The organism is Edaphobacter sp. 12200R-103 (genome assembly GCF_010093025.1).
Taxonomy (GTDB): domain Bacteria; phylum Acidobacteriota; class Terriglobia; order Terriglobales; family Acidobacteriaceae; genus Edaphobacter.
Genome location: NZ_CP048114.1, coordinates 3,665,843 through 3,687,938, shown reverse-complemented (window position 1 = coordinate 3,687,938; position 22,096 = coordinate 3,665,843). Strand labels below are relative to the sequence as shown.

Annotated in this window: 19 protein-coding genes; 11 read left to right on the top strand and 8 right to left on the bottom strand. The window is 58.8% G+C overall.

Annotated elements, in window-relative coordinates:
• Positions 1 to 131 precede the first annotated feature (131 nt).
• Positions 132 to 395: a hypothetical protein gene (locus GWR55_RS15400; RefSeq protein ID WP_162403054.1), complete on the bottom strand. Its 264-nt coding sequence runs from the start codon at positions 393 to 395 to the stop codon at positions 132 to 134.
• 242 nt (positions 396 to 637) lie between these two features.
• Between GWR55_RS15400 and GWR55_RS15395 the strand changes: the two genes are divergently transcribed.
• Positions 638 to 2,383 (top strand): hypothetical protein, encoded by a 1,746-nt coding sequence (locus tag GWR55_RS15395; RefSeq protein WP_162403053.1) that lies wholly within the window; start codon positions 638 to 640, stop codon positions 2,381 to 2,383.
• Positions 2,384 to 2,428: 45 nt separating this feature from the next.
• Here GWR55_RS15395 and GWR55_RS15390 read toward each other — a convergent pair whose 3' ends face one another.
• Genes GWR55_RS15390 through GWR55_RS15380 form a run of 3 tightly spaced genes read right to left on the bottom strand, consistent with a single transcriptional unit; the run spans position 2,429 to position 6,350 of the window.
• Positions 2,429 to 4,414: an FAD-dependent oxidoreductase gene (locus GWR55_RS15390; protein WP_162403052.1), complete on the bottom strand. Its 1,986-nt coding sequence runs from the start codon at positions 4,412 to 4,414 to the stop codon at positions 2,429 to 2,431.
• 47 nt (positions 4,415 to 4,461) lie between these two features.
• Entirely contained in the window at positions 4,462 to 5,289 is an 828-nt protein-coding gene (locus tag GWR55_RS15385) for a GntR family transcriptional regulator (RefSeq protein WP_162403051.1), read from the bottom strand.
• Positions 5,290 to 5,306: 17 nt separating this feature from the next.
• Entirely contained in the window at positions 5,307 to 6,350 is a 1,044-nt protein-coding gene (locus GWR55_RS15380) for an L-rhamnose/proton symporter RhaT (protein WP_162403050.1), read from the bottom strand.
• A gap of 131 nt (positions 6,351 to 6,481) precedes the next feature.
• On the opposite strand from GWR55_RS15380, the gene GWR55_RS15375 reads away from it, so the two are divergent.
• Positions 6,482 to 8,125: a putative N-acetylmannosamine-6-phosphate 2-epimerase gene (locus tag GWR55_RS15375; RefSeq protein ID WP_162403049.1), complete on the top strand. Its 1,644-nt coding sequence runs from the start codon at positions 6,482 to 6,484 to the stop codon at positions 8,123 to 8,125.
• Between the two features lie 158 nt (positions 8,126 to 8,283).
• Here the strand turns inward: GWR55_RS15375 and GWR55_RS15370 are convergent, their stop codons facing one another.
• From GWR55_RS15370 to GWR55_RS15360, 3 genes are all read right to left on the bottom strand, one after another.
• Complete coding sequence (locus tag GWR55_RS15370; RefSeq protein WP_162403048.1) at positions 8,284 to 10,344, bottom strand: glutaminase family protein; 2,061 nt, start codon at positions 10,342 to 10,344, stop codon at positions 8,284 to 8,286.
• Between the two features lie 38 nt (positions 10,345 to 10,382).
• A complete protein-coding gene (locus GWR55_RS15365; RefSeq protein ID WP_162403047.1) occupies positions 10,383 to 11,945 on the bottom strand; it encodes a sulfatase in 1,563 nt (520 codons plus the stop codon).
• A gap of 282 nt (positions 11,946 to 12,227) precedes the next feature.
• The gene (locus tag GWR55_RS15360; protein WP_162403046.1) at positions 12,228 to 12,716 is read right to left on the bottom strand and encodes a hypothetical protein; all 489 of its coding nucleotides are present in this window, start codon (positions 12,714 to 12,716) and stop codon (positions 12,228 to 12,230) included.
• Positions 12,717 to 13,316: 600 nt separating this feature from the next.
• Here GWR55_RS15360 and GWR55_RS15355 point away from each other — a divergent pair.
• The 5 genes from GWR55_RS15355 to GWR55_RS19370 all read left to right on the top strand — a co-directional run bounded on the left by GWR55_RS15355 (position 13,317) and on the right by GWR55_RS19370 (position 15,974).
• Positions 13,317 to 13,817: a YraN family protein gene (locus tag GWR55_RS15355; RefSeq protein ID WP_162403045.1), complete on the top strand. Its 501-nt coding sequence runs from the start codon at positions 13,317 to 13,319 to the stop codon at positions 13,815 to 13,817.
• Positions 13,808 to 14,350: a DinB family protein gene (locus GWR55_RS15350; protein WP_162403044.1), complete on the top strand. Its 543-nt coding sequence runs from the start codon at positions 13,808 to 13,810 to the stop codon at positions 14,348 to 14,350. Before GWR55_RS15355 ends, GWR55_RS15350 begins: the two co-directional genes overlap by 10 nt.
• 102 nt (positions 14,351 to 14,452) lie before the next feature.
• A complete protein-coding gene (locus GWR55_RS15345; RefSeq protein ID WP_162403043.1) occupies positions 14,453 to 15,079 on the top strand; it encodes a TetR/AcrR family transcriptional regulator in 627 nt (208 codons plus the stop codon).
• A gap of 134 nt (positions 15,080 to 15,213) precedes the next feature.
• On the top strand, positions 15,214 to 15,486 hold the full coding sequence (locus GWR55_RS15340; RefSeq protein ID WP_202925517.1) for a PadR family transcriptional regulator: 273 nt from the start codon (positions 15,214 to 15,216) through the stop codon (positions 15,484 to 15,486).
• Complete coding sequence (locus GWR55_RS19370) at positions 15,483 to 15,974, top strand: hypothetical protein (RefSeq protein ID WP_238398453.1); 492 nt, start codon at positions 15,483 to 15,485, stop codon at positions 15,972 to 15,974. Before GWR55_RS15340 ends, GWR55_RS19370 begins: the two co-directional genes overlap by 4 nt.
• Before the next feature lie 126 nt (positions 15,975 to 16,100).
• Here GWR55_RS19370 and GWR55_RS15330 read toward each other — a convergent pair whose 3' ends face one another.
• Complete coding sequence (locus GWR55_RS15330) at positions 16,101 to 17,759, bottom strand: PQQ-dependent sugar dehydrogenase (protein WP_162403041.1); 1,659 nt, start codon at positions 17,757 to 17,759, stop codon at positions 16,101 to 16,103.
• Positions 17,760 to 18,055: 296 nt separating this feature from the next.
• On the opposite strand from GWR55_RS15330, the gene GWR55_RS15325 reads away from it, so the two are divergent.
• The 4 genes from GWR55_RS15325 (at position 18,056) to GWR55_RS15310 (ending at position 21,871) form a co-directional block, all read left to right on the top strand.
• On the top strand, positions 18,056 to 19,729 hold the full coding sequence (locus GWR55_RS15325) for a CTP synthase (protein WP_162403040.1): 1,674 nt from the start codon (positions 18,056 to 18,058) through the stop codon (positions 19,727 to 19,729).
• Between the two features lie 495 nt (positions 19,730 to 20,224).
• Positions 20,225 to 20,749 carry a PEP-CTERM sorting domain-containing protein gene (locus tag GWR55_RS15320; protein WP_162403039.1) on the top strand — a complete coding sequence of 175 codons (525 nt, stop codon included), beginning with the start codon at positions 20,225 to 20,227 and terminating at the stop codon, positions 20,747 to 20,749.
• A gap of 137 nt (positions 20,750 to 20,886) precedes the next feature.
• Entirely contained in the window at positions 20,887 to 21,543 is a 657-nt protein-coding gene (locus GWR55_RS15315; RefSeq protein WP_162403038.1) for a DUF4230 domain-containing protein, read from the top strand.
• A 79-nt stretch (positions 21,544 to 21,622) separates the two neighbouring features.
• Positions 21,623 to 21,871, top strand: coding sequence for a hypothetical protein (locus tag GWR55_RS15310; RefSeq protein ID WP_162403037.1), 249 nt, complete (start codon positions 21,623 to 21,625; stop codon positions 21,869 to 21,871).
• The last annotated feature ends 225 nt before the right edge of the window (positions 21,872 to 22,096 follow it).

Sequence of the window (22,096 nt, the reverse complement as noted above, 5' to 3'; positions counted from 1 at the left end):
GATTCTGATTGTCTTGTTTATAACAGATTGGCTTGGACAAGGCCGCGGAAGCAAATTCCGCATCGTTGAAGTTTCACAATCGCATCCTCACACTCTGCCTGCGAAGCCTTGAGAACAGAAAACGCTCACTGCTATCTCACCGTCTTTCCCGCAAGAAGATCCTTACCAGGGCCAGCGAGAAACTCGTCTACCTTGGCCTCAATAAGTTTTTGCGGAACATACCAGGGTTTACTCTTCAGCTCAATCTCCAGGGTCCGCTGTACTTCATCGTAGAAATACTGAACGCGGAACCCCTGTACCTCCAACTCTCCCTGATGCCCTGTCAGTTCGCTTCCGGTTCGCCGTTGAATCTCCTTAGAAAAAACTTCCAGTTGTTGGGGGCTGATATTATTCACAATCCGCTTCATCGACGAACCCTTTCGACTGCTATGACGCTGCCATAGTCTCTCCACTCAATCTGAACATGATTGCCATCATCAGACCAATCGATCATTTCAAATCATTGCCAAAAGTGTTTTGTTCCTGAAAGCAGCATTGTGCTCCACAAGGACGACATTGCACCTCTGCGCTTCCAGTCCAGACCTTCTTTACCCGGTTGGAAACAATACGCGGGGTTCACTGTGTTAGATTTTCCGTCATGAAAACAAATGCGATGTATGCAGTAAATAGTCCTGCTGAGGAATACATGCGCTATGAGCTTCGAGAGGTAACAGCATCGGAGCGGAAGATGGATGAAACCCAACGGGAGACAGTCCCGTCCGTGGTTGCATCCGTACAACAGTTTCTACTGAGTACAGCCGGGTTCTACACTCCAGAGGATGCGGCGCAATACGGTGATGCGCTTTATGGCGCCATGAATAGCGCCGGGGCAAAGATGGCTGGCCTGGGACCGTCGGACGCCTATCCCTTCTCGCAGCTTTATAGCGTGACCGACGCTCAGGGCTTCTATCAATTCAACGTCAGTCAATCGTGGAAGGAACTGGAAGGCAACAAAATCGGTGTGGATTGGAACGATCCGCTTGTATTCGCAGCGTGGAAAGACGCCGTGACCACTGGCGAAGATATCGATTCAGACATGCTCGAGCCAACGAGCGTGGCACTTCCGGAAAATTCCTGGCTAAGTCCTGACTCACGTATGGTGATCTCTCCACCGTCCACCCGAGAGTTGGCCAATACAGACTTTTTCAAGTTCTGCCACGTCGTATCGCTTGCCCCGGAATGGTATGGAGACGGCCTTGTCCGTCTGAATCCTCTACCTGCCGGAGGTTTTATCCGACCCGTCTCCTTTGACGGAATGACCAGCCCGCTGTGGGTCCAACGACCACCCGACCAGCACGCGGCGACAGGGGGTGATGCGCTGGAAACACTGAACGCCACCACGATCGACCTGTCGAGTTGTCTGCCTGTTCAGGCCTACATCGTGACCGATGCAATGACGGCTGCGTTGCATGCTTCTCCTTCTGTGAACATTTATTCGGTCGATCTCGCCGAAGTTGCCAGCGGGGGTACGCCTGAGAATCAATGGCTGGGACAGGAGGAGATTTCTATTGTGCAGCAGGTGCGCGTGGCGCGGACGCAGGCGGATAAGGCTTTCCAGAACCAGCCAAGCCCGAGAAGCCTGTCTGTAATGCAGGCATCATCGACGGCCCTTGGAGGTGACGAAGTGACGCTGCCTCAAAATGCAGTGCCCCGAAAACGGGTTTACAGCTCAATCTCCGAATTGAAGATGCAGATGGAAACATGGGCAAAGAGCGGATTGGTCGAGCATCGTGGCCAGCGGTTCCCTGCAGAGCGGTTTCTCGAGGAAGCAAAGCAATCTCCGGAAGCGGCAGAGCAGATCGTAAAAGCAGCTACAGAATTGCTCGCCGAATCCAACGATCCGCAGGTCCTCGTCATGGTTGCGCAGCTGGGAGACAATACCGGCTACCGGCCATTCTATGAGGCGCTTTTGAACAGGCTCGAAACAAGGATACCGGATGCCCGGGGAATCCGATCCGGCACGCTACGCGAGGATCTGCTGAAGCGGCTTGCAGACCGTGTTCCGGCCACAGATTCGACACTTTCTCCTCGAGCGCATGCTCTTTTGAAGCGAGAAGGTCGACAGGACATTCGGCTCGAGATGCTCAATTATTCCGACCCCAACAAGGAAATGGTCGATGTGCTCGCCGAGGTATGCCAGGGCCCCGCGGACCCATGGTTGATCGCCAATGCCATTGCGCATATTGCCCTCAGACAGCCGGAACGCCTGATCGAGGCAGCCGGATATGTCTCGCGGCAGAATGAAAAGGTCCGCACATTGTCTTTCGCCCAAATAGACCGGGTAGCGCCTGAGATGGTCGAACAGCAGCGAGAAAATCTCACGAAATCTCTAGGGTTGAAATAGGAGGTGAGCAGTCAGCACGTTCCCTTGCTGGAGGCTCAATAGCGTTTACCGAGTAATTGGCGCCCGCCGTCCTTGCATTCTCTGGATCATCCACTCGGCAAATTCGAGCCTCCGCACAGGGCCGCTGCGGCCCTGCACCTCATAGCCTTTTGACTGCAGCATCTTCCACGAGAGATCCGGAGACCCTGTAAGGTCTGAGCGGTCCAGCGCATGAGCGGCTTCTTCTTCAGATACCGTGTTGCTCTCCTCCGCATGAAGCGTTGCAGCATCGACCTTCCACCATCCCTGTGCGCCTCCCATCTGCATCGCGGAAAATTGAGGCGCATGGACGGGAACATCGTCATACCAGAAGACTGGATGTCCTTTGCGGACCAACTCCAGCTGCAACTGCCGCAACTGGCCCGCATCGTGATCCAGTTTTGTAGGCGTCGTCTTATGGTCGAGAGACCACGCCAGCGCCTGTCCCACGGCCTCTCCGGCCGCCCACTCCGTGGGGTGAAGCCTATATGCTCCGTTCGTAATGTGAGTGGTGCCGATGGCTTTGCCGGCCGCCAACAGATTGTCTGCATCGCGGTCGATCAATGCGCCCAGCGGAATCTCATATGGCTTCGACTGCGAGGTGAAGTCTTGGTGATCGCAGCTGTGAATGTCGATCGGATACCATCCGATGCCGACCGTGTCGGGATAATGGATCGCGCGCGCCCCATGCTGAAAGTCCACCGCGAGATCCTCCTCCACGATCGTCCGCAACGGCACAATACGCCGCGACTCGCGAATGTAGGGATGCTGCGAGAGTCCGTCCTCGCTGCCCATCGCCTTCGGAAGCACGGTCAGCTCGGGATACCCCGCTCCGTTGTGATCATCACGCGGAACGCTGTGCCGGAGCCACCATGCAAACCCAAGCGAGGCTCGCTTCGCATCCTGAAGCGCCTTCGCCTCAAGCGCCGGGTGAGTGCTCAACAGGTCCGCATCGCAGTGATCGTTGCTGCTCCAGTTGATCATGCTGTGATCGTTCGGAAAGGACTTCGGATCGAACTTCTCTGCGTCAATGGAACGGCGATACCCCCAGAACGATCCCGGGAAGCCTGGCTTTGCGTCGAAGAACCCATAAGTTTTCAGCATCCCGTGCCCATAGTCCACCGTCAGGGTGTAGTGCCGCAGAAAGCTCTCATACGCCGGCGGCTTCGGCTCGCTGGCATCCTGTGCGGTCGCATGACGCTCCAGGATGAACGGATAGGTAAAGCTCTGGCTGGCGCGCGGGTTCGCCTTCAAAGGAGCGTTTCGCTCGTGCGTCTCCGCTTGCGACTCGGCGCCGATCCGATACGGCAGACCGCTCAGCGGAAGCACATCGCCAAGCTCGCTCGCCTCAACAAAGAACTTCCCCTTCAGCCGGAACCAGGCCGAATGCCCAAAGTCATAGACCACGACGTTGCGGATCGTTCGTCCCTTGCGATCGACTTTAGCCGGCGCCGTATGCAGCCACAGACGCAGAAGGCCACGGTCCTCATACGGCTTCAGCATTGACGAAAGAATCTCTTCCGCGGGTTGTGGCTCGAAGCAAAGCCTCCCCACCCAGCATCCGCCGGGATTCGATATATCTCCTCGAATTGCCTGCTCGATCGTCTCCTCTCGATTGCGCCGGAATCCCGCATAATATCTGCGAATCCTGTTGCTCAGATCCAGATAACTTGCCGTTCCGCCAGTAGTATTGATCCACTTGTTATCGTCGAAGGCTGAAACACCCTGCGAGGTCGCCTGACCTCCCACCCACAAGGTCGGCTCGGTCATGCACACGGTGTGGCCACTCTCTGCCGTTGCGAGAGCAGCGCTGACGCCCCCCATGCCGGCTCCAATAATGACGACGTCGCAGTTCACGTCGTGAACCGGCCCTGCCGCCGGCGAGACGAGCGCCTGAGAGGAGTCTCCCTCAGCCGAGACCTTCATAACATCCAGAATCCGCTGCGGAGTCTTCTGCTGTCCCCATACCGGCATCACAACTGCCAGCAGCATCGCAGTCAATTTCGCCTGCACAGTCCTTACCCTCTCTTCTCTAGCTTCACGTGGAAACAAGCCGCGCTTCAGTGCTGCTCAATCGCGGGGATCGTCAGAACTGCGCGATAGCGATCGCCGCGATAGAGCGAATGCGCTACCTCCATCGGTTGTCCCTCCACGTCCAGCAGCGTACGCGAGACCTCCAGCAGGCTCGATCGCGATGAAATCCGAAGCAGACGCGCTTCCTCTGCTGTAGCCCCACGCGCGCCAATCGTCTCCCGTGACGAGCCTATCCGTATGCCGTAGCGATCACGCAACGTCTCATAGAGCGAGTGCTTTCCGAAGTCGATCTCCTCGATACCCGGAAACCGCCCACGAGGAATCCAGACCTCTTCAATCGCGATTGGCTCATCGTCGGCCAGACGAAGCCGCTGCAGGCGCAGCACATTGTCGTGTAGCGCAAGCTCCAGCGGCTCTGCAATCGATGCCTCCGCCGGGATCACTGCCGACGCCAGCACGCGTGTGCTCGACTTCATACCCAGTAGCCGTATCTGAGCCGAAAAGCCCAGCAGATGCGTAATCTCCTTCTCCACCTTCGGGGGTGAGACAAAGGTCCCGCGACCGCGCTCCCTGTAGGTAAGGCCCTCCGTCGTCAGTCCCTGCAGCGCATGACGCGCGGTCATGCGGCTGATCCCGAAGATGCGCGAAAGCTCCGCCTCGCCTGGCAGAGAGTCGTTCACGCCGATCTCTCCGGTACGAATCAGTTCCTTCAACCGCGACTGGATCTGGGCATAGAGCGGCTCGAAACTTTTCTTGTTCAGAGGTTGAAACAATCCCGGCGGCAACCCTGCATGGCTCGCGTCCTTCGTCGTTCCATCAGACTTCGATTCGCGGACATCCCCTGTACCCTTCAAGGCACTCCTTCTTACGTTCATTGATTTGCCCTACTCAAAACAGAGATAGCGATAACCAGCACTCCAATTCCCGAGAACATCACGCGCAATGCGCCGCGAGATGTTCCCTTCCACTCCCCCAACAACAGGCCGACGACATTCGCCACCAGCAGGCCGGTCGCCAGGCTAAGCGGCCACCCGATCGAAGGGCCCAAAGCTCCCAGCTTAGGCGTTGCAAGACCGTACACAAAGATACTTCCTCCCCACAACACGGCCATGATTAAGCCAAAACCATACAGCCGCGCGCCTCCCGGTTGTACGAATTTCCAGACCGTGCGGTTCTTCATCAGAAGAAATGCACAGAATCCCAGGTTTGAGACCGCCCCACCGCCCAGCATCAGAATCCAGATCAGGTTCGTACTGGCAAATTCGCTGAGACCATGCATCTGGCCAAAGGCTGCAATGGGCTGTGAAAGCGCAAACCCCACATTGAAGACAGCCGACAGCAGGCCCGAACCGATGACCAGAAGAAGCGCTACAGCCAGCGGCCGTGCCTTGCCGACCAGATCGCCCCTCTGCTCTTTCTGGTTGACCGCGGCCCGCTCCCGCAGCAACCCCGCCCTGCCGCACAGCGCAATTCCGCAGATCTCAATCGCCACCCCCAGCAGGACCATCTGCCCCGATCTCTCGTAAATTCTGGCCGGGGTCAGCAACAGCATGGGCAGCAGAGCTCCCAGCGCCGAACTGATGGCAAGAACAAACGTATTGGCCAGCGCAATGCCGATCGCGCTCACACTCTGACCAAACATGATCGCCCCAAAGCCCCAGGCAAAGCCAGTCGCCAGGGCGATCCCCACAGCGCGGCCTGGCGCCTCCAGCAGTAGCCTGTAACTCTGCGGCGCCGTGATTCCCACCAGGACCGCTGGCAAAAGCAGGCAGGCGCCGCCTATAAAGACAGTCCAGACGTTCTCCCACGACCAGCGCCCAAGAAAGCGCATCGGCAGCGTGAAGAGGCCGTTCATAACTCCCGAAACAACGGCCAGCAGGGCTCCTGCAATCAGCACATCGTGCATATTTCCCATCTGTGTCCTGGACGCAACACACCTTATATCTTTTATGAAGAGCCAGATTCGCTAGTAGACTATACAACCATACGTGCCGGCGTAGAGTACCATCTTTCAGACTCCAGACACTTCAGGAACTCGTCCAGCCCATGAACTCCGTCCTGCAATCGATTTACCGCAAGCTCATCGTCTCCTGTCAGGCTGCCCCCAACGATCCCATGGAGGATACCGAGACGCTGCGCCGCGTCGCCCGCTCCGCCGTCATGGGAGGCGCCAGCGGTATCAGACTCAACAGTCCCGAGGACGTCCGCGCCGTCCGGCTCGACACCAAACTGCCCATCATCGCCATTCAGAAGAGCTACGAGGGCGGTCAGCTCCGCATCACCCCCGACTTCGCCTCCGCCAAAGCTCTGGCCGAAGCAGGAGCCGACATCATCGCGCTCGATTGCACCGACCGACCGCATCTCTACGGCGAGCCCTGGCGCGAGATCGTCCGCCGCATCCACGAGGAGCTGGGCCTGCTCGTCATGGCTGACATCGCCACCCTGCACGACGGCATCCTCGCTGCCGAAGGCGGAGCCGACATCGTCGCCCCCACCCTTCACGGCTACACCGAGGAGACCAAGGCCACCTTCGGCTTCCATCCGGAACTCGTCACTGCACTGGCACGCGAGACCGGCAAGCCGGTCATCGCAGAGGGCAACGTCTCCACGCCTGCATTGGCCCGCATCGCCCTCGAAGCCGGTGCATGGTCGGTCGTCGTCGGCTCTGCCATCACCCGCCCCGGCAGCATCACCGCAACCTTTGTTGAGGCCATCCGGCCTCTCTCCGAGCCGACCTCGAAGGCGCCTTGCTACGTCATCGGGATCGATATCGGAGGCACCGCCATCAAGTCTGCAGTCGTCAGTGAAGATGGCACAGTGCAGCTTCCTCAGCAGGTCCCAACACAAGCCTCGCAGGGCCGCGAGACCATCGCCGCCGGACTCAGCACCGCCCTCACCCAGACCCTGAAGGCAGCAGCCGATGCCAAACTCGAGATCGCAGGCATCGGGGTCGCCAGCGCAGGAGCGATCGACTCCGCCAAGGGCACGGTCTTCGCTGCCACCGAAAACCTGCCCGGCTGGGCTGGCTTCCACCTCCGGCAGTACCTTCAGGGATTTACCGAGCTTCCCGTCTTCGTCGAAAACGACGCCCAGGCCGCCGCACTCGCTGAGCTTCGCTTCGGAGCCGCCAAGGGCCTATCGAACTTCGTCGCCCTCACCATCGGCACCGGAATCGGCGGTGGAATCGTCATCGACGGACGCCTCGTCCGCGGCACTCACGGCTTCGCCGGCACCCTCGGCCATCAGACCATCCGGTTCGACGGCAAGCCGTGCAACTGCGGCCGCCGCGGCTGTCTGGAAGCCTACGTCTCCACCGCCGCTCTCATCGAAGAGTACCGACAGCTCGAACCCTCGGCTCCCATCGATCAGCCCGCCGCCACCGCCGCCCGCCTCATCGCCGAGCGCTCCATCGCTGGAGATCCGAAGGCACGTCACGCCTACAGCCAGCTTGCCGGCTATCTCGCTGAAGGTGTCGCTAATATCTGCAACCTGCTCGATCCCGAAGCGATCCTCCTTTCGGGCGGCCTCATCGAAGGCCAGCGAGACTTCCTGCACGAGGTCGAACAACGCAGCGCAACCCTGCTCCACTTCGGGGCAAAGCGTCCGCCGCGCCTCATCGCATCTGCCGCAGGCCTCTACTCCGGCGTTCAGGGAGCAGCAGCAACCGCCTTCGATCAGATAAAAAGCTAGTTTTGCGTCTTCTTCCCGTGGCACGTCCTTCAGGTGCCATTTTCAATCCGTCATCCTGAACGAAGTGAAGGATCCCTGTATTTTGCCGGTGGCGCCTATAGCGTTCCCGGTGGAATATAGAGATCCTTCGCGTTGCTCAGGATGACGACTTGCAAGCTTTAATGCGTGATCCCCTTCGCCATAAGCGCCTTGATAAACACCCCACCCACAACTGACCGCGCCTGGAAGCCCATCTGCTTTCCGCTGATGGTGTCGTACCAGTCCGTCGTCGGCACCCGCGAAGGCGTCTCATCCGCCCACACCACCAGTCGATGGATCAGGTCCTGGTACTGCTCCGGCGTGCTCGCCAGGCTCGCCGTCCAGACCTCCCAGTCCAGCTTCGTGATCGTCTTGCGATTGTCGAGCGGCAGACCGTACTTCTCCATATGCTTGCTGTAGAACGACCACTCGGTCTGCATCACGCGCTTCGGAAACAGGTGCAGACCCAGCAGGTCATCCCACACCAGGTTGTACTTCTGGCTCCACGTTCCAGGCTGATCGAACGCCAGCTTGTAGTGGTCGCCGTCGAGCGCCATCTTCTCCCACTGCGCCGGCATCGGCTTTACAGCGGCAGCATACTTGTCCGCCAGCTTCGCATCGCCTACTCCGCGAGCGATCTCGACAAACGCCCCAAGCGCCTCAATCGCCTTGATTGAGAGATTGGTATTGTGCGCGAGGTGACCGGCGAAGTCGTCCGTGCTTAACTGATTCTCCGGGTCCATCCCCTTCTTCTCGAGATAATCTGCCCACTGCGTCAGCTGCGGCATAAAGCGTTTCGCAAAGTCCCAGTTGCCCTCAGCGCGCTCCATCGCGGCCACCATGATGATCAGGTTTCCGCTCTCCTCCACCGGCATCTGGTCTTCTTCGTTCTCCTCCCCACCGCCATAGACCTGCCCGTTCGCCAGCGGGTAGGTCCCCAGGTCATGCGGCGCAAACGGGAACCGCCAGCGCGGCAACGCCGAATACCGCATCACCGGCTCCAACTGCGCCTCCAGCAGCTTCGGGTTGAACAGCAGGAAGAACGGCGAGGACGGATACGTTACATCCACCGTATCGATGCATCCGTTGCTGTCGTTCTCCTTGGAGAAGAACATCGGCGTCCCATCGATGTCGGCCACCAGCTTGTGCGCCGCTATCGTCTGGCGAAACAGCAGCGACGTCAGGTACTTGTAGTCGGCCCCGCCAGCCTTCTCCATCGCGGCCATCGTCTCGTCGTCGAACTTCGTTCCGCGCTGCTCGATCTGCGCATACTCCTTCTCCGACGTTGCGAGCAGCGTGCCCTCGCTCATCCCATTGCGCTGCCAGTACGGGCGCAGCCTTCTTCCCATGTACTCGATCGCGTAGGTCTGCGTGTACGCAACCTCAACGTGCCCCTCGGTAGCCGTGCTTCCCACCGTTCCCAGAGGCAGCTTCGCCGAAAGATGCGCCGCACGTCCTCGCCGCATCGCGGGCAATGGCATCGACGAATCATCCACCTCCGGAAGATTCCCCGAGGTCACAAACGTCGGAATCCCGTTAAACGCCATTGAGGTGGACGCCTTCGCCGTATCCGGAACCGCCAGATGGAAGTACCCCCAGTCAGCCCGCACCCGGTCGCCGGACTGGTGCAGATAATCCTGATCGCGCGTCCCCACGTTCAGCACCGTCAGGCCTTCGGCACGCGTCCGCGACCACGTCACCGGCTGGCTCGGCTGATCGACCGCGATCAGAGGATCCACATCCAGCAGCAGGTCTGCCTGATGCTCTTTTCCATCCAGCGACCGCACGCTCCAGCTCACATACGTAACCGGGCGCGACATCACGTCCAGATCCTTCGGCAGCAGTGGACTGAAGAACGTCACCGCCAGCTCCAGCCCCGCAGCCCTGAAGTGATACTTTGTGTGCAGCGGAGTCAGCTCCACCGACGTCTGCTCCATCGTCTCCACCGCGGGCATCCCGAAATACCGCGGCATCGCCCCCATCCACCGATAGGTCTTGCCATCGATCCGGATCAATCCCACGATCGGCTGCGCCACCTCCGTCCAATGCTTCACCGGAACATCCGTCAGCTTGTTCCCCATCGACCACAGGCTGAAGAAAGGATCGTGGGTAATCAACGGTACAGCCGGTGGACGGTGCTGCTGCTGTGCCACTCCAGAAACACACATCGCCGCAAGCGCCGCGCAGGCTACGAGTCTCATTCGCATCAATATCAGTCCCTCAGTATCGAAAGGTTGGTCTACCAGGCAGTATGCCGCACCGGCAGCGGATCGGTCGTCTCAATCATGCGCCCCACAAGGGTGTGCATCATCATCTCCTGCGCGTCACGCGCGTGCGGATCGCCCCACAGGTTGTTGAACTCGCCCGGATCCTTCTCCAGATCATAAAGCTCACCTGTCCTCGGCTTGTCGCAGTAGTTCAGCTTCCACTTCTTGGTCCGAACGCTCGTCAGCATCGGCGGAATCTCATAGGTCGCATTTGCGTCGAAGTACTCCATATACACGTTGTCGCGATGCTCCGTCGTCTGCCCCGTCAGCAGCGGCATTAGCGAGCGGCCCTGCACCCCAGCTGAAACCGGGATCCCCGCTGCCTCCAGCAGCGTAGGAGCCAGATCCACCAGCTCCACCAGCGCATCCACCTTCAGCCCCTTCTTAAATCTTCCCGGCCAGCGAATCATCAGCGGCACCCGCGAAAGGCAGTCGTAGAAATACGGCCCCTTCAGGTACATCCCATGATCGCCCAGCATCTCGCCATGGTCGCTCATAAAGATGACGATGGTGTTGTCCGCCTGCCCGCTCTCTTCAAGCGCCTGCATCATGCGGCCCATCTCCGTGTCCACTTGCTCGATCATCGCGTAGTACGCCGCAATCACCTCCTGATGAACCTCCGGCGACGTCTTCGCAAACGAGATGTCTTTCCCGCCATACGCGCCGTTGTGGTCCACCGTCTGGAAAACCGGCTTGTTCTTCAGCTCGCCCTCGCGATACGCCGGCTTCGGCATCTTCGCCGGGTCATAGTGGCTCAGGTACTCCGCCGTCGGATAGAAAGGATGGTGCGGCTGGAAGATATTCACCGACATCAGCCACGGATTGAACTCCTTCTGCTGGCGCATAAACTGGATCGCCATATCCGCGCACCACGCCGTCTGCGAGTACTTCGGATCGATCGGCATCCCCCAGACCGGCCCCTTCGGAGCCTTCGGGATCTTCACCCCCTGCCGGTCCAGCCACACGTACCACTCGTTCTTCAGCGGCCAGTTGTCGCTGATATCGTGGCTCCACTTGAAGACCTCGTACCCGTCGTCGATGCGCTGCTCCACGCGGCCGCCGAGGCAGGGCGAGAGGTGCAGCTTGCCTGCCAGCCCGCAGGTGTACTCATAGTCCGCCAGCGTGCGTGTCACCAGACGCTCCGTCGGGTTGATCCTCTGCCCATTCGCCCGCAGCCCGGTCACATGCGGATACCGACCCGTCAAAAAGCTCGCTCGAGATGGAGAGCAGATCGGCGTCTGCACAAACGCATTGGTAAACGTCACCGACTCGCCCATGAACTTCTCAAGGTTCGGCGTCTTAATGACGGAGTTGCTCAACCCCGAGATCGTGTCGAATCTCTGCTGGTCCGTACACACCCAAAGGATATTGGGCATGCGCTCGCCGTTCGTCTTGCGCGGTGCCGCCGGAAAGCTCTCGTGCGGAGCCGGCTTCTCCCCTCCTGCCCTGCTCTCAACCTCCTGCGCCATCGCGCTTCCGGTTGAAATGGCTCCCGCGGACAAGAGTGCTCCCTTGATCACATCCCGGCGATTCATCCCACGCGTCTCCTCTGATCGCAAATTCAACGTGGCCACGTCTGCAGAGAAACCCCCTTCCTCTCCGGAAGGCGCAATTCTTCCTTCATCACGCATGGCAGGCCAGAATAAGTTGGCGATTCGATCCAGCGCAGGTCTCGGCAGCAAACCCAACGATGCTAAGGAATTGCACGAGCCGCGGTCAAACCCAGATCCGCAAATAGATTCCCAAAAACGCGCTTTTCATGATCTTGATGCCGTATTTGATGAAGATTGATTTCCCCTGCCGGGAAACAAGTCCGGTCACTGATACTGCAGCTCATGCGGCGCCGGATACGTCAGAGTTCCATCCTTCTTCTCATACCACATAAACATCTTCTGGCCGCCGTTCACCCGCACCGCCACAATAATGCCCGTCCCAAACGTTCCTGAGCCGTCCGTCTTTGAGATATCAACGTGGTGCGAGCGAATTGGACCGACCGGACTCTCTGTCGTCCAGTCCTCGGTAAACCGCTTCAGCGTGTAGTCATACTTCTGGGGATGCTGCTGCCAATTGGGATCGTTCATCCAGATCGCGTATGCCTCGTTGTAGTTTTTTGCCTCCAGCGCATTGAAAAACTGGTTCACCCGATGCTCCGCCTTCAGGTTCGTGAAGAACCATCCATGCCCCATCAGGAAACCAAGCACTCCAATCACCGCCACCAGAACCACTACGGCAATTCCGCCATAGATGAGAACAGCTTTCCGGCGTTCGCGGCCCGCGTTGTACTTCGGCGCATTCAGCAGAGTCATCGATCCCCCTATCCATTCACTCGCCTATATTAGACGGTCGCAGCGGATCGAAATGTTCCTCCATTCCATTTTGCTCTCTGTTGGATCCAAAGATCTTCATCGCGAGGACCGACGGGCGCGCACAGGAGGGAAGTTGTGCGCGCCCACTCGATCCTCTCCAGCGCCTCGTCCCGGGCGCTGGAGGAGCGCATCCCGCCATCTTCTCCGCCCTTCAGCCCTGCATCTTCCACGCGACTGCGTAGCCAGCAGACTCCATGTAGGCGAACAGGCGTTGCGCCACCTCATTCAACTTTTTTAAAAATCTTCAGCAGGTCGGATCCACCGCCAGCGACAATGAAGGATCAAGTCAGGGAAAAGTTCCAGAGAAAGAGAACCTACTCTCAAGATCGGGCATAAAACGAATCTCCTTTGGTGAAGAAACCCAAAGCCCGGATAAAGCGCTAAAACTGCAAGTCCTGCAGGGCGCAGGAAAGAATCTGCCCGAGATACTGCGCTCCGGCTGCATCCTTGTCAAGACACTTTCTCTTCCCTGCGCCACTTTCACGCTTTCTCTACAACATCCCAGGTGCGCACGTCCCTTCGTCCCGCTATCCTGAAGGCATGCCCGTCGCCGCACGAACTCCCCGCAGGCCGCGACTCACCGCGCGAGCCTGGATCCATGCACAAAGCTGGGCTATCCGACGCCTCCATTCCATGCATCGCACCCGCTCCGCCTCGCACCTTGAGACCGGCACTCTCGGCGAACGCGAAGCCCTCTTCCATCTCCGCCTCCATGGATACATCGTCGTTGCCCGCCGCTGGAAGAGCGCAAAATTTCGCGGCGATCTCGACCTCGTCGCCTGGCATGGTTCCACACTCTGTTTCATCGAGGTCAAAACCCGCACGCACCGCGATGCTTTCGCCGCTGAGCTGGCTGTAGACCACGAAAAGCAGCGCGTCCTTCGCCGCCTTGCGCGCGCTTACATGCAACGCATTCCAGCCCCACGTCGCCCGTCCACGGCACGCTTCGACGTCGTCTCGCTCTATCTCACACCAGGAATCGCCTCAAATGACACCTGGCCAGAGTTCGTTCTTAATCAAGGAGCGTTCGAATGGGCATAACCTACACACAGCCGACCGATCCCGGCCTCCTCGATCCGGAGGAGCTGGCGCGGCACCTCTCCTCTACCATTCGATCCGCAGTCCCCTGGCTCGTCACCCTCTCGAACGCCGACGCCAGCCTTCCCGAGCGCGAGGGCAAATGGTCCGCCAAGGAGGTCATCGGTCACCTCACCGACTCCGCTATTAATAACCTCACTCGCATGGTCCGGATGCAGATCGCCTTCGAGCACATGCCCGGGTACGCCCAGGACTCCTGGGTGGCAGTGCAGCACTACCATAATCGCGAGTGGGCCGAGGTCCTCGCTCTCTGGTTCGCCCTCAACGAGCACATCGTCTGGACCATCCGCCATATTCCCCACGCTTCCCTCGCAAATCAAGGCGCAGTCGCGGGCTCACCCCTCACCCTCGGCTTCCTCATTGAGGACTACATCGCCCACATGCAACATCATCTCCGCAATATGCGCTCCTGGGTTCACCCCGGAGAGATAGTGGACGACTCGTCTGCCGAACCAGGACAGCGCCTCGGCCAATGACTTTCAGCGCCTCCGTTGCACTACACCTCGATGCGCCTCTGCCGGAAAAAATACTGGAGCCGACATATAGACAGACTTCTGCTCGAGTGACAGAATGCTGCCATGAATGCAGAGCCGCAGAGCCTGCGTGATCGCCAGACCGCTGCGACCCGTGAACAGATTCTGACCGTAGCCATGCAGCAACTCGGCCAGGGCCCGCGCGGAACGTTCTCGCACGAAAGCATTGCTAAGGCCGCCGGCATGGGTGCTCGCACGGTCTACCGCTACTTTCCCGACCGTGCCAGCCTGCTTCATGCCCTCTGGCTCAGGCTGCGCGAAGCGACCAGGACGCGTTTCCCCGAGACCGAAGATGAGATCATTCCGCTTGCCCGCACGGTCTTCGGAGAATTTGAGACCAACGAACTGCTCGTCCGCGCCGTCATCACCTCTCCTGCCGGAAATGATGTCCGCGAGCAGGGAGGCGTTGAGGGCCGCGCCGCCTTCACCAGGAGTCTCGCTGCCGCACTTGAAGGGCTTGCTGAAGACGAAAAGGTGCGCATCGTCGCGGTCTTCGTCTCCATCTACAGCGCTGCCTTCTGGCAGTTGCTCCGTGATCGCGGCCTGCTCTCAGGCACTGAAGCGGAACAAGCCGTGGCATGGGCGCTCGAGACTCTTCTGCATGCAACGAAAGAGATTCCCAGAACAGAGCAACCCCAGAAAACGATAAAAAGTGACCTATCCCGTGAATAAATCCGGGAGGTAGAACGCTTTTCTTTGAGATTTTCCTTGTCAGCGGGTCACTATCGTGCAATAACTACGTCATGCGTAGTACTAAGCCAAACGTAGCAAAGTCTGGGCGAGAGCAGCAGTACTCTGATCCCCCCTTGCTCATTCTCGCCAGCCTCGCTGGCGGTCCCAAGCATGGGCACGCAATGATTGAGGACATCGTTCTACTCTGTGGAACTCGTCTCGGCCCAGGGACCCTTTACGGTGCAATCGCCCGGCTCGAACAGCAGCAACTCATCGAGCCGCTACCGGCGGAAGAACGTCGGCAGCCTTACTGCATCACCGCCAAGGGAGTCCGCGTCCTTCGCGAGCGTCTCAGTATCCTGCATCGATTCTCGAAGACAGGCCTTGAGAGGCTGGCGGCATCATGAAGGCCGCTCTGATCCATGTTCTTCTTTACTTTTATCCTTCAACGTGGAGACGGCGTTATGGTGCTGAATTTGAAGATCTGCTGCACTCCCAGAAGATGGATCACCGTATCTTGTTCGACGTCATACGGTCTGCAATCTCGGAGAACCTCTGCCCCACCGTAGGAGCTGAAATGAACTCGATGAATCTAAATCGCTACTCTGTCGGATGGCTCATTAAACAGCCGGCCGCCTTTCTTCCCCTGCTGATGTCGGTGACGGCTCTCTCTGTCGTGCTTGTCACACTGGCCTTCTTCGGCATCCATCGTCAGGCCGATGAGGGAACATTGGCTCATCTGTGGCAGTTGCTCATGGCCGGGCAGGCGCCCATTCTGGCCTTCTTCATCTTCCGGTGGTGGCGGCAAGCCCCAAGACAAACCATGGCGGTAATCGCTCTCCAAGCCGCAGCTTTCCTGCTCTCTCTCGCACCGGTATTTTTCCTTCATCTCTAAGGCGATCGAGAAGCAATGACCCTGCAGGAGGAACCCGCAAAGATTTTTCGATGGAACGTCCTGCACCAGACTCCGGGAGGAGTCCTTGCCAGGCATAGACTTCGGGGAAGGATCGTTTGTAAAGGCTTACTTGCCCGTGTAACTAATCCTCCAGATCGCGTTCGATCCGTCGTCCGTCACCAGCAGTGATCCATCCGTCGCGACCGTAACCGCCACTGGTCGACCCCAGACGTCGCCACTCGGGAGCACAAAGCCGGTCATAAAGTCCTCGTACTCTCCGGTCGCGTGTCCCGTTCCATGCAGGGGAACCCGGATGACCTCATAGCCGACGCGTGCTGAACGATTCCACGAGCCATGCTCCGCGGCGAAGATGTCCCCGTCATACTCCGCCGGGAACTGCTTGCCGTCATAGAACGTGAACCCCAGCGAAGCGTTGTGCGGGTTCAGTAGGACGTCAGGCACGATCGTCCTGTCCTTCAGCTCGGGATGCTTGCCCTCATGGCGCGGATCCTGGTGGTCACCCATGTACCACCAGGGCCAGCCGTAGAAGCCGCCCGGCTTGACGCTGGTAATGTAGTCCGGAACAAGATTGTCGCCCAGCGCATCCCGTTCATTCACAGAGCACCAAAGCTCGCCCGTCTTCGGGTTGATTCCCTCACCCACACAGTTGCGAATGCCGGAAGCGTAGACCTTCATTCCGCTGCCGTCCGGGTTAAACTCCAGCACGTCGGCCCGATTCTTCTCTGCCGGCGTCATGTCTGGATCGTCGATGTTCGAGGCTGAACCGACCGAGACCAGCATCTTCTTCCCGTTCGGCGTAAACCGGATATCGCGCGTCCAGTGGCCCCGCGGGCCGCTCGGCAGATCGGCAATGTGCTCCGGCTTACCGCTCGCCTCCAGATCACCGTTCTTGTAGGCAAAGCGAACGATCTCGTCCGTATCACCTATATAGAGCCACTGCGGATCCGGACCCTCCGGATAGAAAGCGATGCCAAAGGGACGATTCAGACCGGTCGCGTAGACGCTCTCCTTCTCGGCCTTTCCGCCCGCCGTAATGCCGCGGAAGACGTGAATGCGCCCACCCATGCTCTCCGCTACAAAGTAGTCGCCATTGGGCGCAGTGCGAATCATGCGCGGATTGTTCAAGCCCTCCGCATACTGCTCCACCTTAAAGCCCGGCAGAACTTTCGGCCACACACCGTCAGGCCGAGGAACCAGATGCGCCTGGTTGCCAGCCGACTGGGTCGCGAATGGCTTCGGAAGATCGGCGACGGTAATCTTGCGAATCTTGCCCGGCTCCTCATACCGGAAATCGGTAAACGGTGGAGTCGGAGGAGGAGCGTTGAACTTCGCCGTGCTGGCGACAGCTGCTCCATTTTCCGCAGTGGGCGTCAGCATTTTGGCATTCGGGCCGCCCAGGTACTTCAGGTAACTCACAACCTGCCAGCGTTGCTCCTCAGGAAGGGAAGCCCACGACGGCATTCCGTTGGCCAGATCGCCCTTCGTGATGTACCAGAAGACCTCGCCGGGCTTTGCCGATTGCGTCGGCCCAGAGGCAAGCCCCGGCACATTTCCCGCTCCCTTCGCCGTAGGCCCGTGACAGGCGGCGCACCTCTGCTGGTAGATCGCTCCGCCGGCCTGGGCGTCCGCCTCGGTCGTATGGGGATTCTGGGCTGCAGCCGAGGAGGCAGGAGCGTTATGGAAGTTCGCATCCTGCGCCCACAAGGAAGCTGCCGCACAAAAAACAGCAACCGCCACCGCGGAGATCGATTTCTGTGAGGTCAAAGCTGTTCTCCTTAAGAAGCTGTGATGCCGTTTAATCTGGAGTTGGAGTCTTATCTGTCTCAATGTCGGACCATAGGGACAGCAGAATCTCCGCCGTCAACGCGTGCTCGATACTTTACCAAGAAGTCAATGGAGCTGGCATCTCCGGCAGATAAACGATTTCAGAGTGATTCAGCCCCAATTCGCACCTTCGGACCGGCTTTCCTCCGCACTTCTTGCTTCAAGCCGGAGACCCTGCGATACTTAATCGTGCACACCACGCACAAACTTCCAATCCATCTGAAGAGGTCGCGGAAATGTCTGCAAAGTACATCTTCGTAACGGGCGGTGTTGTGTCTTCGTTAGGAAAAGGGCTGGCAGCGGCCTCCATCGGCTGCCTGCTCGAGGCCCGCGGACTCCGCGTCAACCTGATGAAGTTCGACCCGTACCTGAACGTCGATCCCGGAACCATGTCGCCGTTCCAGCACGGCGAGGTCTTCGTCACCGACGACGGAGCCGAGACAGACCTCGACCTGGGCCACTACGAGCGTTTCACGCATGCGAAGCTCTCCCGCGACAACAACCTGACCACGGGCCGCATCTACGAGCAGATCATCACCAAGGAGCGCCGCGGCGACTATCTCGGCAAGACCGTGCAGGTCATTCCGCACGTCACCAACGAGATCAAAAACGCCATGCGCAAGGTCGCCGCAGACTGCGATGTTGCCATCGTCGAGATTGGCGGAACCGTCGGCGACATCGAATCGCTCCCCTTCCTCGAAGCCATTCGCCAGATGCGCCAGGACCTGGGCCGCGAGAACACCGTCTTCGTGCATGTCACCCTCATCCCCTGGATCGCCGCCGCGCAGGAGCTCAAGACCAAGCCCACCCAGCACTCGGTCAAAGAGATGCTCTCCATCGGAATCCAGCCCGACATCCTGCTCTGCCGCACCGAGCGCGCCGTGCCCCGCGAGATGCGCCAGAAGATCGCCCTCTTCTGCAACGTCGAGGAGGCAGCCGTCATCGCTGCCCGCGACGTCCCAAGCATCTATGAGGTTCCCCTGAATTTTGCGCAGGAAGGCGTCGACGCTCTTGCGCTCCGGTACCTCCACATCAACGCCCCCGAACCCGACCTCTCGCGTTGGCAGGATATCGTTCACCGTGCCTATCACCCCAAGGACGAGGTCTCCATTGGGATCGTCGGCAAGTATGTCGAATACGAGGACAGCTACAAGTCCCTGAAGGAAGCTCTCGTCCACGGCGCTCTCTCGCAGAACCTCAAGCTTCGCGTCACCTGGATCGAGGCTGAAGGCCTCGAAACTCACGATTCCGACGGCAAGCCAACCCAGGAATATCGTCAGCAGCTCGAAGGCTTCGACGGCATCCTGGTTCCCGGCGGCTTCGGCAAGCGCGGCATCGAAGGCATGCTCAACGCCATCCGCTATGCGCGCGAGACAGGAACACCCTACTTCGGAATCTGCCTGGGCATGCAGACGGCCTGCATTGAGTACGCCCGCAACGTCTGTGGCCTGAAGGAAGCCAACTCCGGCGAGTTCGACCCCGCCACGCCTCACCGCATCATCTATAAGCTGCGTGAGCTGACCGGAGTCGAAGAGATGGGTGGAACCATGCGCCTGGGCGCGTGGCCCTGCGTGCTCGAACCCGGCTCGCTGGCCGCAAAGGCTTACGGCACGACCGAGATTTCAGAACGTCACCGCCATCGTTACGAGTTCAACCGCGAGTACGAGGCTGTCCTGACCGGCGCCGGGCTTCGCCTCACCGGAACTACCCCCGACGCAACCTACGTCGAAATCGTCGAGATCCCCAGCCACCCGTTCTTCCTCGCCTGCCAGTTCCACCCTGAGTTCAAATCGAAGCCGCTTGAGCCGCATCCGCTCTTCCGCGACTTCGTCGCTGCAAGCTATCGCAACCGTACCAACCACGCAACGACTGAAGTCGCTGGCGCAGAAGCAATCGAGCAAGCGTTATAGAAGATCTGAAACGCTTTTGAGCATAGCTGCTGCATGTCTCCGCGAGGCATGCAGCCAATGTTCCCAGCCAGCGCCAGACTGGCTCTTGAGAAGTTTTCGCCACGAATCACAACTGATCTCGCATGCACCTCCTCAGAGTCTTTGGAACACTCAGACCAGAAACCTCATCCATGCCGGCGGCATCGTCGCGCGCGAGGCCAAAATCTTTCCTTTAAGAGGAATGCACCTCTAAGGGTGAACTTTTCCCATTTTGGAAATATCTTTTTTAGCCGCAAAATAATGCATGTTCATCTTGGCATGTGCGATTAGATCATCGCTGCTTCACATCCTCCGCTTTCCCCAAACAAATTACTTCTACTGCCTTTAGTAATCGGAATCTCCGATTACCGCAGATGTTTGCGCATTCCGGGGAACTATCTTTCCCGTTGACTGCCCGTAAACCACGTACGACCTTACAGATACAGGAACAAAGAATTCCGAAAGGGCCCTTCTCTTATGCGCAGAATTTTATCTGTACTTTTTCTGACTCTTGGTCTGGTGGCGGCGCCTGCTGCGGCTCACGCCTCACCCGTAACCTACGATCTCAGCCTGGTCAATATCGTAGGAAACGTCTTCGCCGGTGGTACCGGCTCGTTCACGATCGACGACACCCCGAACTTTCCAGTAGATGCATTCTTCCAGAACGGTGCCGCCGGTCACGATCTCACCGATCTGTCCATGACCATCGCCGGCCACACCTTTACGCTCGCCGACTCAGACTCTCCGGCCTCGGTCGACTTCCTGCTCGGTCAGCTTGCCAGCATCAACTACGACGGCAGCCTCGCAAATGGCCGGTTCCAGATCACCCTCAACTCCGGATTGCTGGGTTATGTCTACACTGATCTCAGAGGCGGCGCCTTTTCCACCGGTCAGATCTTTGCCACGCCGGTGGCCGCGACGCCAGAACCCTCCAGCATCCTGCTGCTCGGCACAGGAGCCCTCGGTTTTGCCAGCTTCGCCAAGCGCAAGTTTTTGGCCTGACGGATAACTCCGCTAACCCATCCGCAGGGGGGCAAGCCCTTCCCCTGCGGATTTTTTTTTGCCGCAGAACGCGCATCCAGCAGAAAATCAGCCTCTTCACTGCTTACGGCAGCCGTTGCGATACCATCCAAAGCAGGATGACGACTCAACACAGTAGCAGCCGAAGCTGGGTGGGCCTCCTTCTTTGCCTCACCCTGGCGCTTCTGCTGGGGGCAGCCGCGCTGGTCCTCTTCCTTCGCCATGCCACCACTGGCGCTATGGCCCGTATCGCCGACCGGATCACAGGGCGCACCACCGCCTTTGATACCTCTGTGCCGGCGATCGTTCAGCGCATCCAGCGGCTGAACCGGCTCGAGACCGTCGTTTATTCCTTAGACACGGTGATTGAAGGTTCTAAGTCGAGCGCCGTTCTGCCCGACCTTCTCGCCGGCGATCGCATCCTCCTTGTCGTTCATGGACAGGCCATCGCCGGGATCGACCTCTCCCGGCTGAAGTCCGAAGACATTCGCATTACCCAGGCCGATGGTGTACGCAAAGTCCACGTAAATCTTCCGGCATCCCAGCTCTTCACCACGAGGGTCGACAACCAGCACACACGGGTTTATGCCCGGACGACAGGACTTCTTGTTCCCGTCGATCAGAACCTGGAGTCGGAGACCCGTGCGCGAGCGGAGAGGCAGTTGGAGCAGACCGCCCTTTCGGATGGCATCCTGGATGCCGCTCGTAAAAACGCGCAGGCCGCTGTCACCACCCTGCTCTACAGTCTTGGATTCCAGCAGGTGGACGTCAGGTGAGCCTGAAAGAGTACCTGTGGAGCGCAATGCCTCTTCGTCCGGCTGCCAACCATCCACAACCTGCGCTATCATCCATAGCATGAAGTCCGTTTGCACCGAGGATTCTGTGGCCTCTGCCTTGAGCAATCTTCCGTTTCCGGAAGACGAGAAGGAATCGACACTGATCAAGACCGTCGGCTGGGTCTCCGCCGGTCTCGGAGCCGTAGCTCTTGGCCTGTTCATCGGCCGTGAACTTCGTCTGCGGTACAAGTTCAACCGGCGAACGCCCTATGACTTCTACTCCCATTCCGGAGACCAGCAGGACATCGACTTCGGCCTTGGAGTCTAAAGCCCGATCCTCAGATGGTCATTTCTTTGTTTGAATGTGTACGGATAGCCCTGCGCATTGAGATGTACCCACCGGGAGCGGTTCGAAACTATTCATTCCTGATAGATTAAGGAGACACCAGGGCTTGCAAACATCCTCCCCGCAGCCGAATGCTTTTATGTGAATTTGGCCGGAATCCCAGGTGTTGCGCAGGTGACTCCCGTTGAGCAGGCTGCCTGAACGCAA

Bases quoted from the DNA above. Each gene is read 5' to 3' on its own strand.
- GWR55_RS15395 (WP_162403053.1), top strand. From the start codon at position 638: ATGAAAACAAATGCGATGTATGCAGTAAATAGTCCTGCTGAGGAATAC.
- GWR55_RS15380 (WP_162403050.1), bottom strand. From the start codon at position 6,350: ATGGGAAATATGCACGATGTGCTGATTGCAGGAGCCCTGCTGGCCGTT.
- GWR55_RS15375 (WP_162403049.1), top strand. From the start codon at position 6,482: ATGAACTCCGTCCTGCAATCGATTTACCGCAAGCTCATCGTCTCCTGT.
- GWR55_RS15370 (WP_162403048.1), bottom strand. From the start codon at position 10,344: ATGAGACTCGTAGCCTGCGCGGCGCTTGCGGCGATGTGTGTTTCTGGA.
- GWR55_RS15365 (WP_162403047.1), bottom strand. From the start codon at position 11,945: ATGAATCGCCGGGATGTGATCAAGGGAGCACTCTTGTCCGCGGGAGCC.
- GWR55_RS15360 (WP_162403046.1), bottom strand. From the start codon at position 12,716: ATGACTCTGCTGAATGCGCCGAAGTACAACGCGGGCCGCGAACGCCGG.
- GWR55_RS15355 (WP_162403045.1), top strand. From the start codon at position 13,317: ATGCCCGTCGCCGCACGAACTCCCCGCAGGCCGCGACTCACCGCGCGA.
- GWR55_RS15350 (WP_162403044.1), top strand. From the start codon at position 13,808: ATGGGCATAACCTACACACAGCCGACCGATCCCGGCCTCCTCGATCCG.
- GWR55_RS15345 (WP_162403043.1), top strand. From the start codon at position 14,453: ATGAATGCAGAGCCGCAGAGCCTGCGTGATCGCCAGACCGCTGCGACC.
- GWR55_RS19370 (WP_238398453.1), top strand. From the start codon at position 15,483: ATGAAGGCCGCTCTGATCCATGTTCTTCTTTACTTTTATCCTTCAACG.
- GWR55_RS15325 (WP_162403040.1), top strand. From the start codon at position 18,056: ATGTCTGCAAAGTACATCTTCGTAACGGGCGGTGTTGTGTCTTCGTTA.
- GWR55_RS15320 (WP_162403039.1), top strand. From the start codon at position 20,225: ATGCGCAGAATTTTATCTGTACTTTTTCTGACTCTTGGTCTGGTGGCG.
- GWR55_RS15315 (WP_162403038.1), top strand. From the start codon at position 20,887: ATGACGACTCAACACAGTAGCAGCCGAAGCTGGGTGGGCCTCCTTCTT.
- GWR55_RS15310 (WP_162403037.1), top strand. From the start codon at position 21,623: ATGAAGTCCGTTTGCACCGAGGATTCTGTGGCCTCTGCCTTGAGCAAT.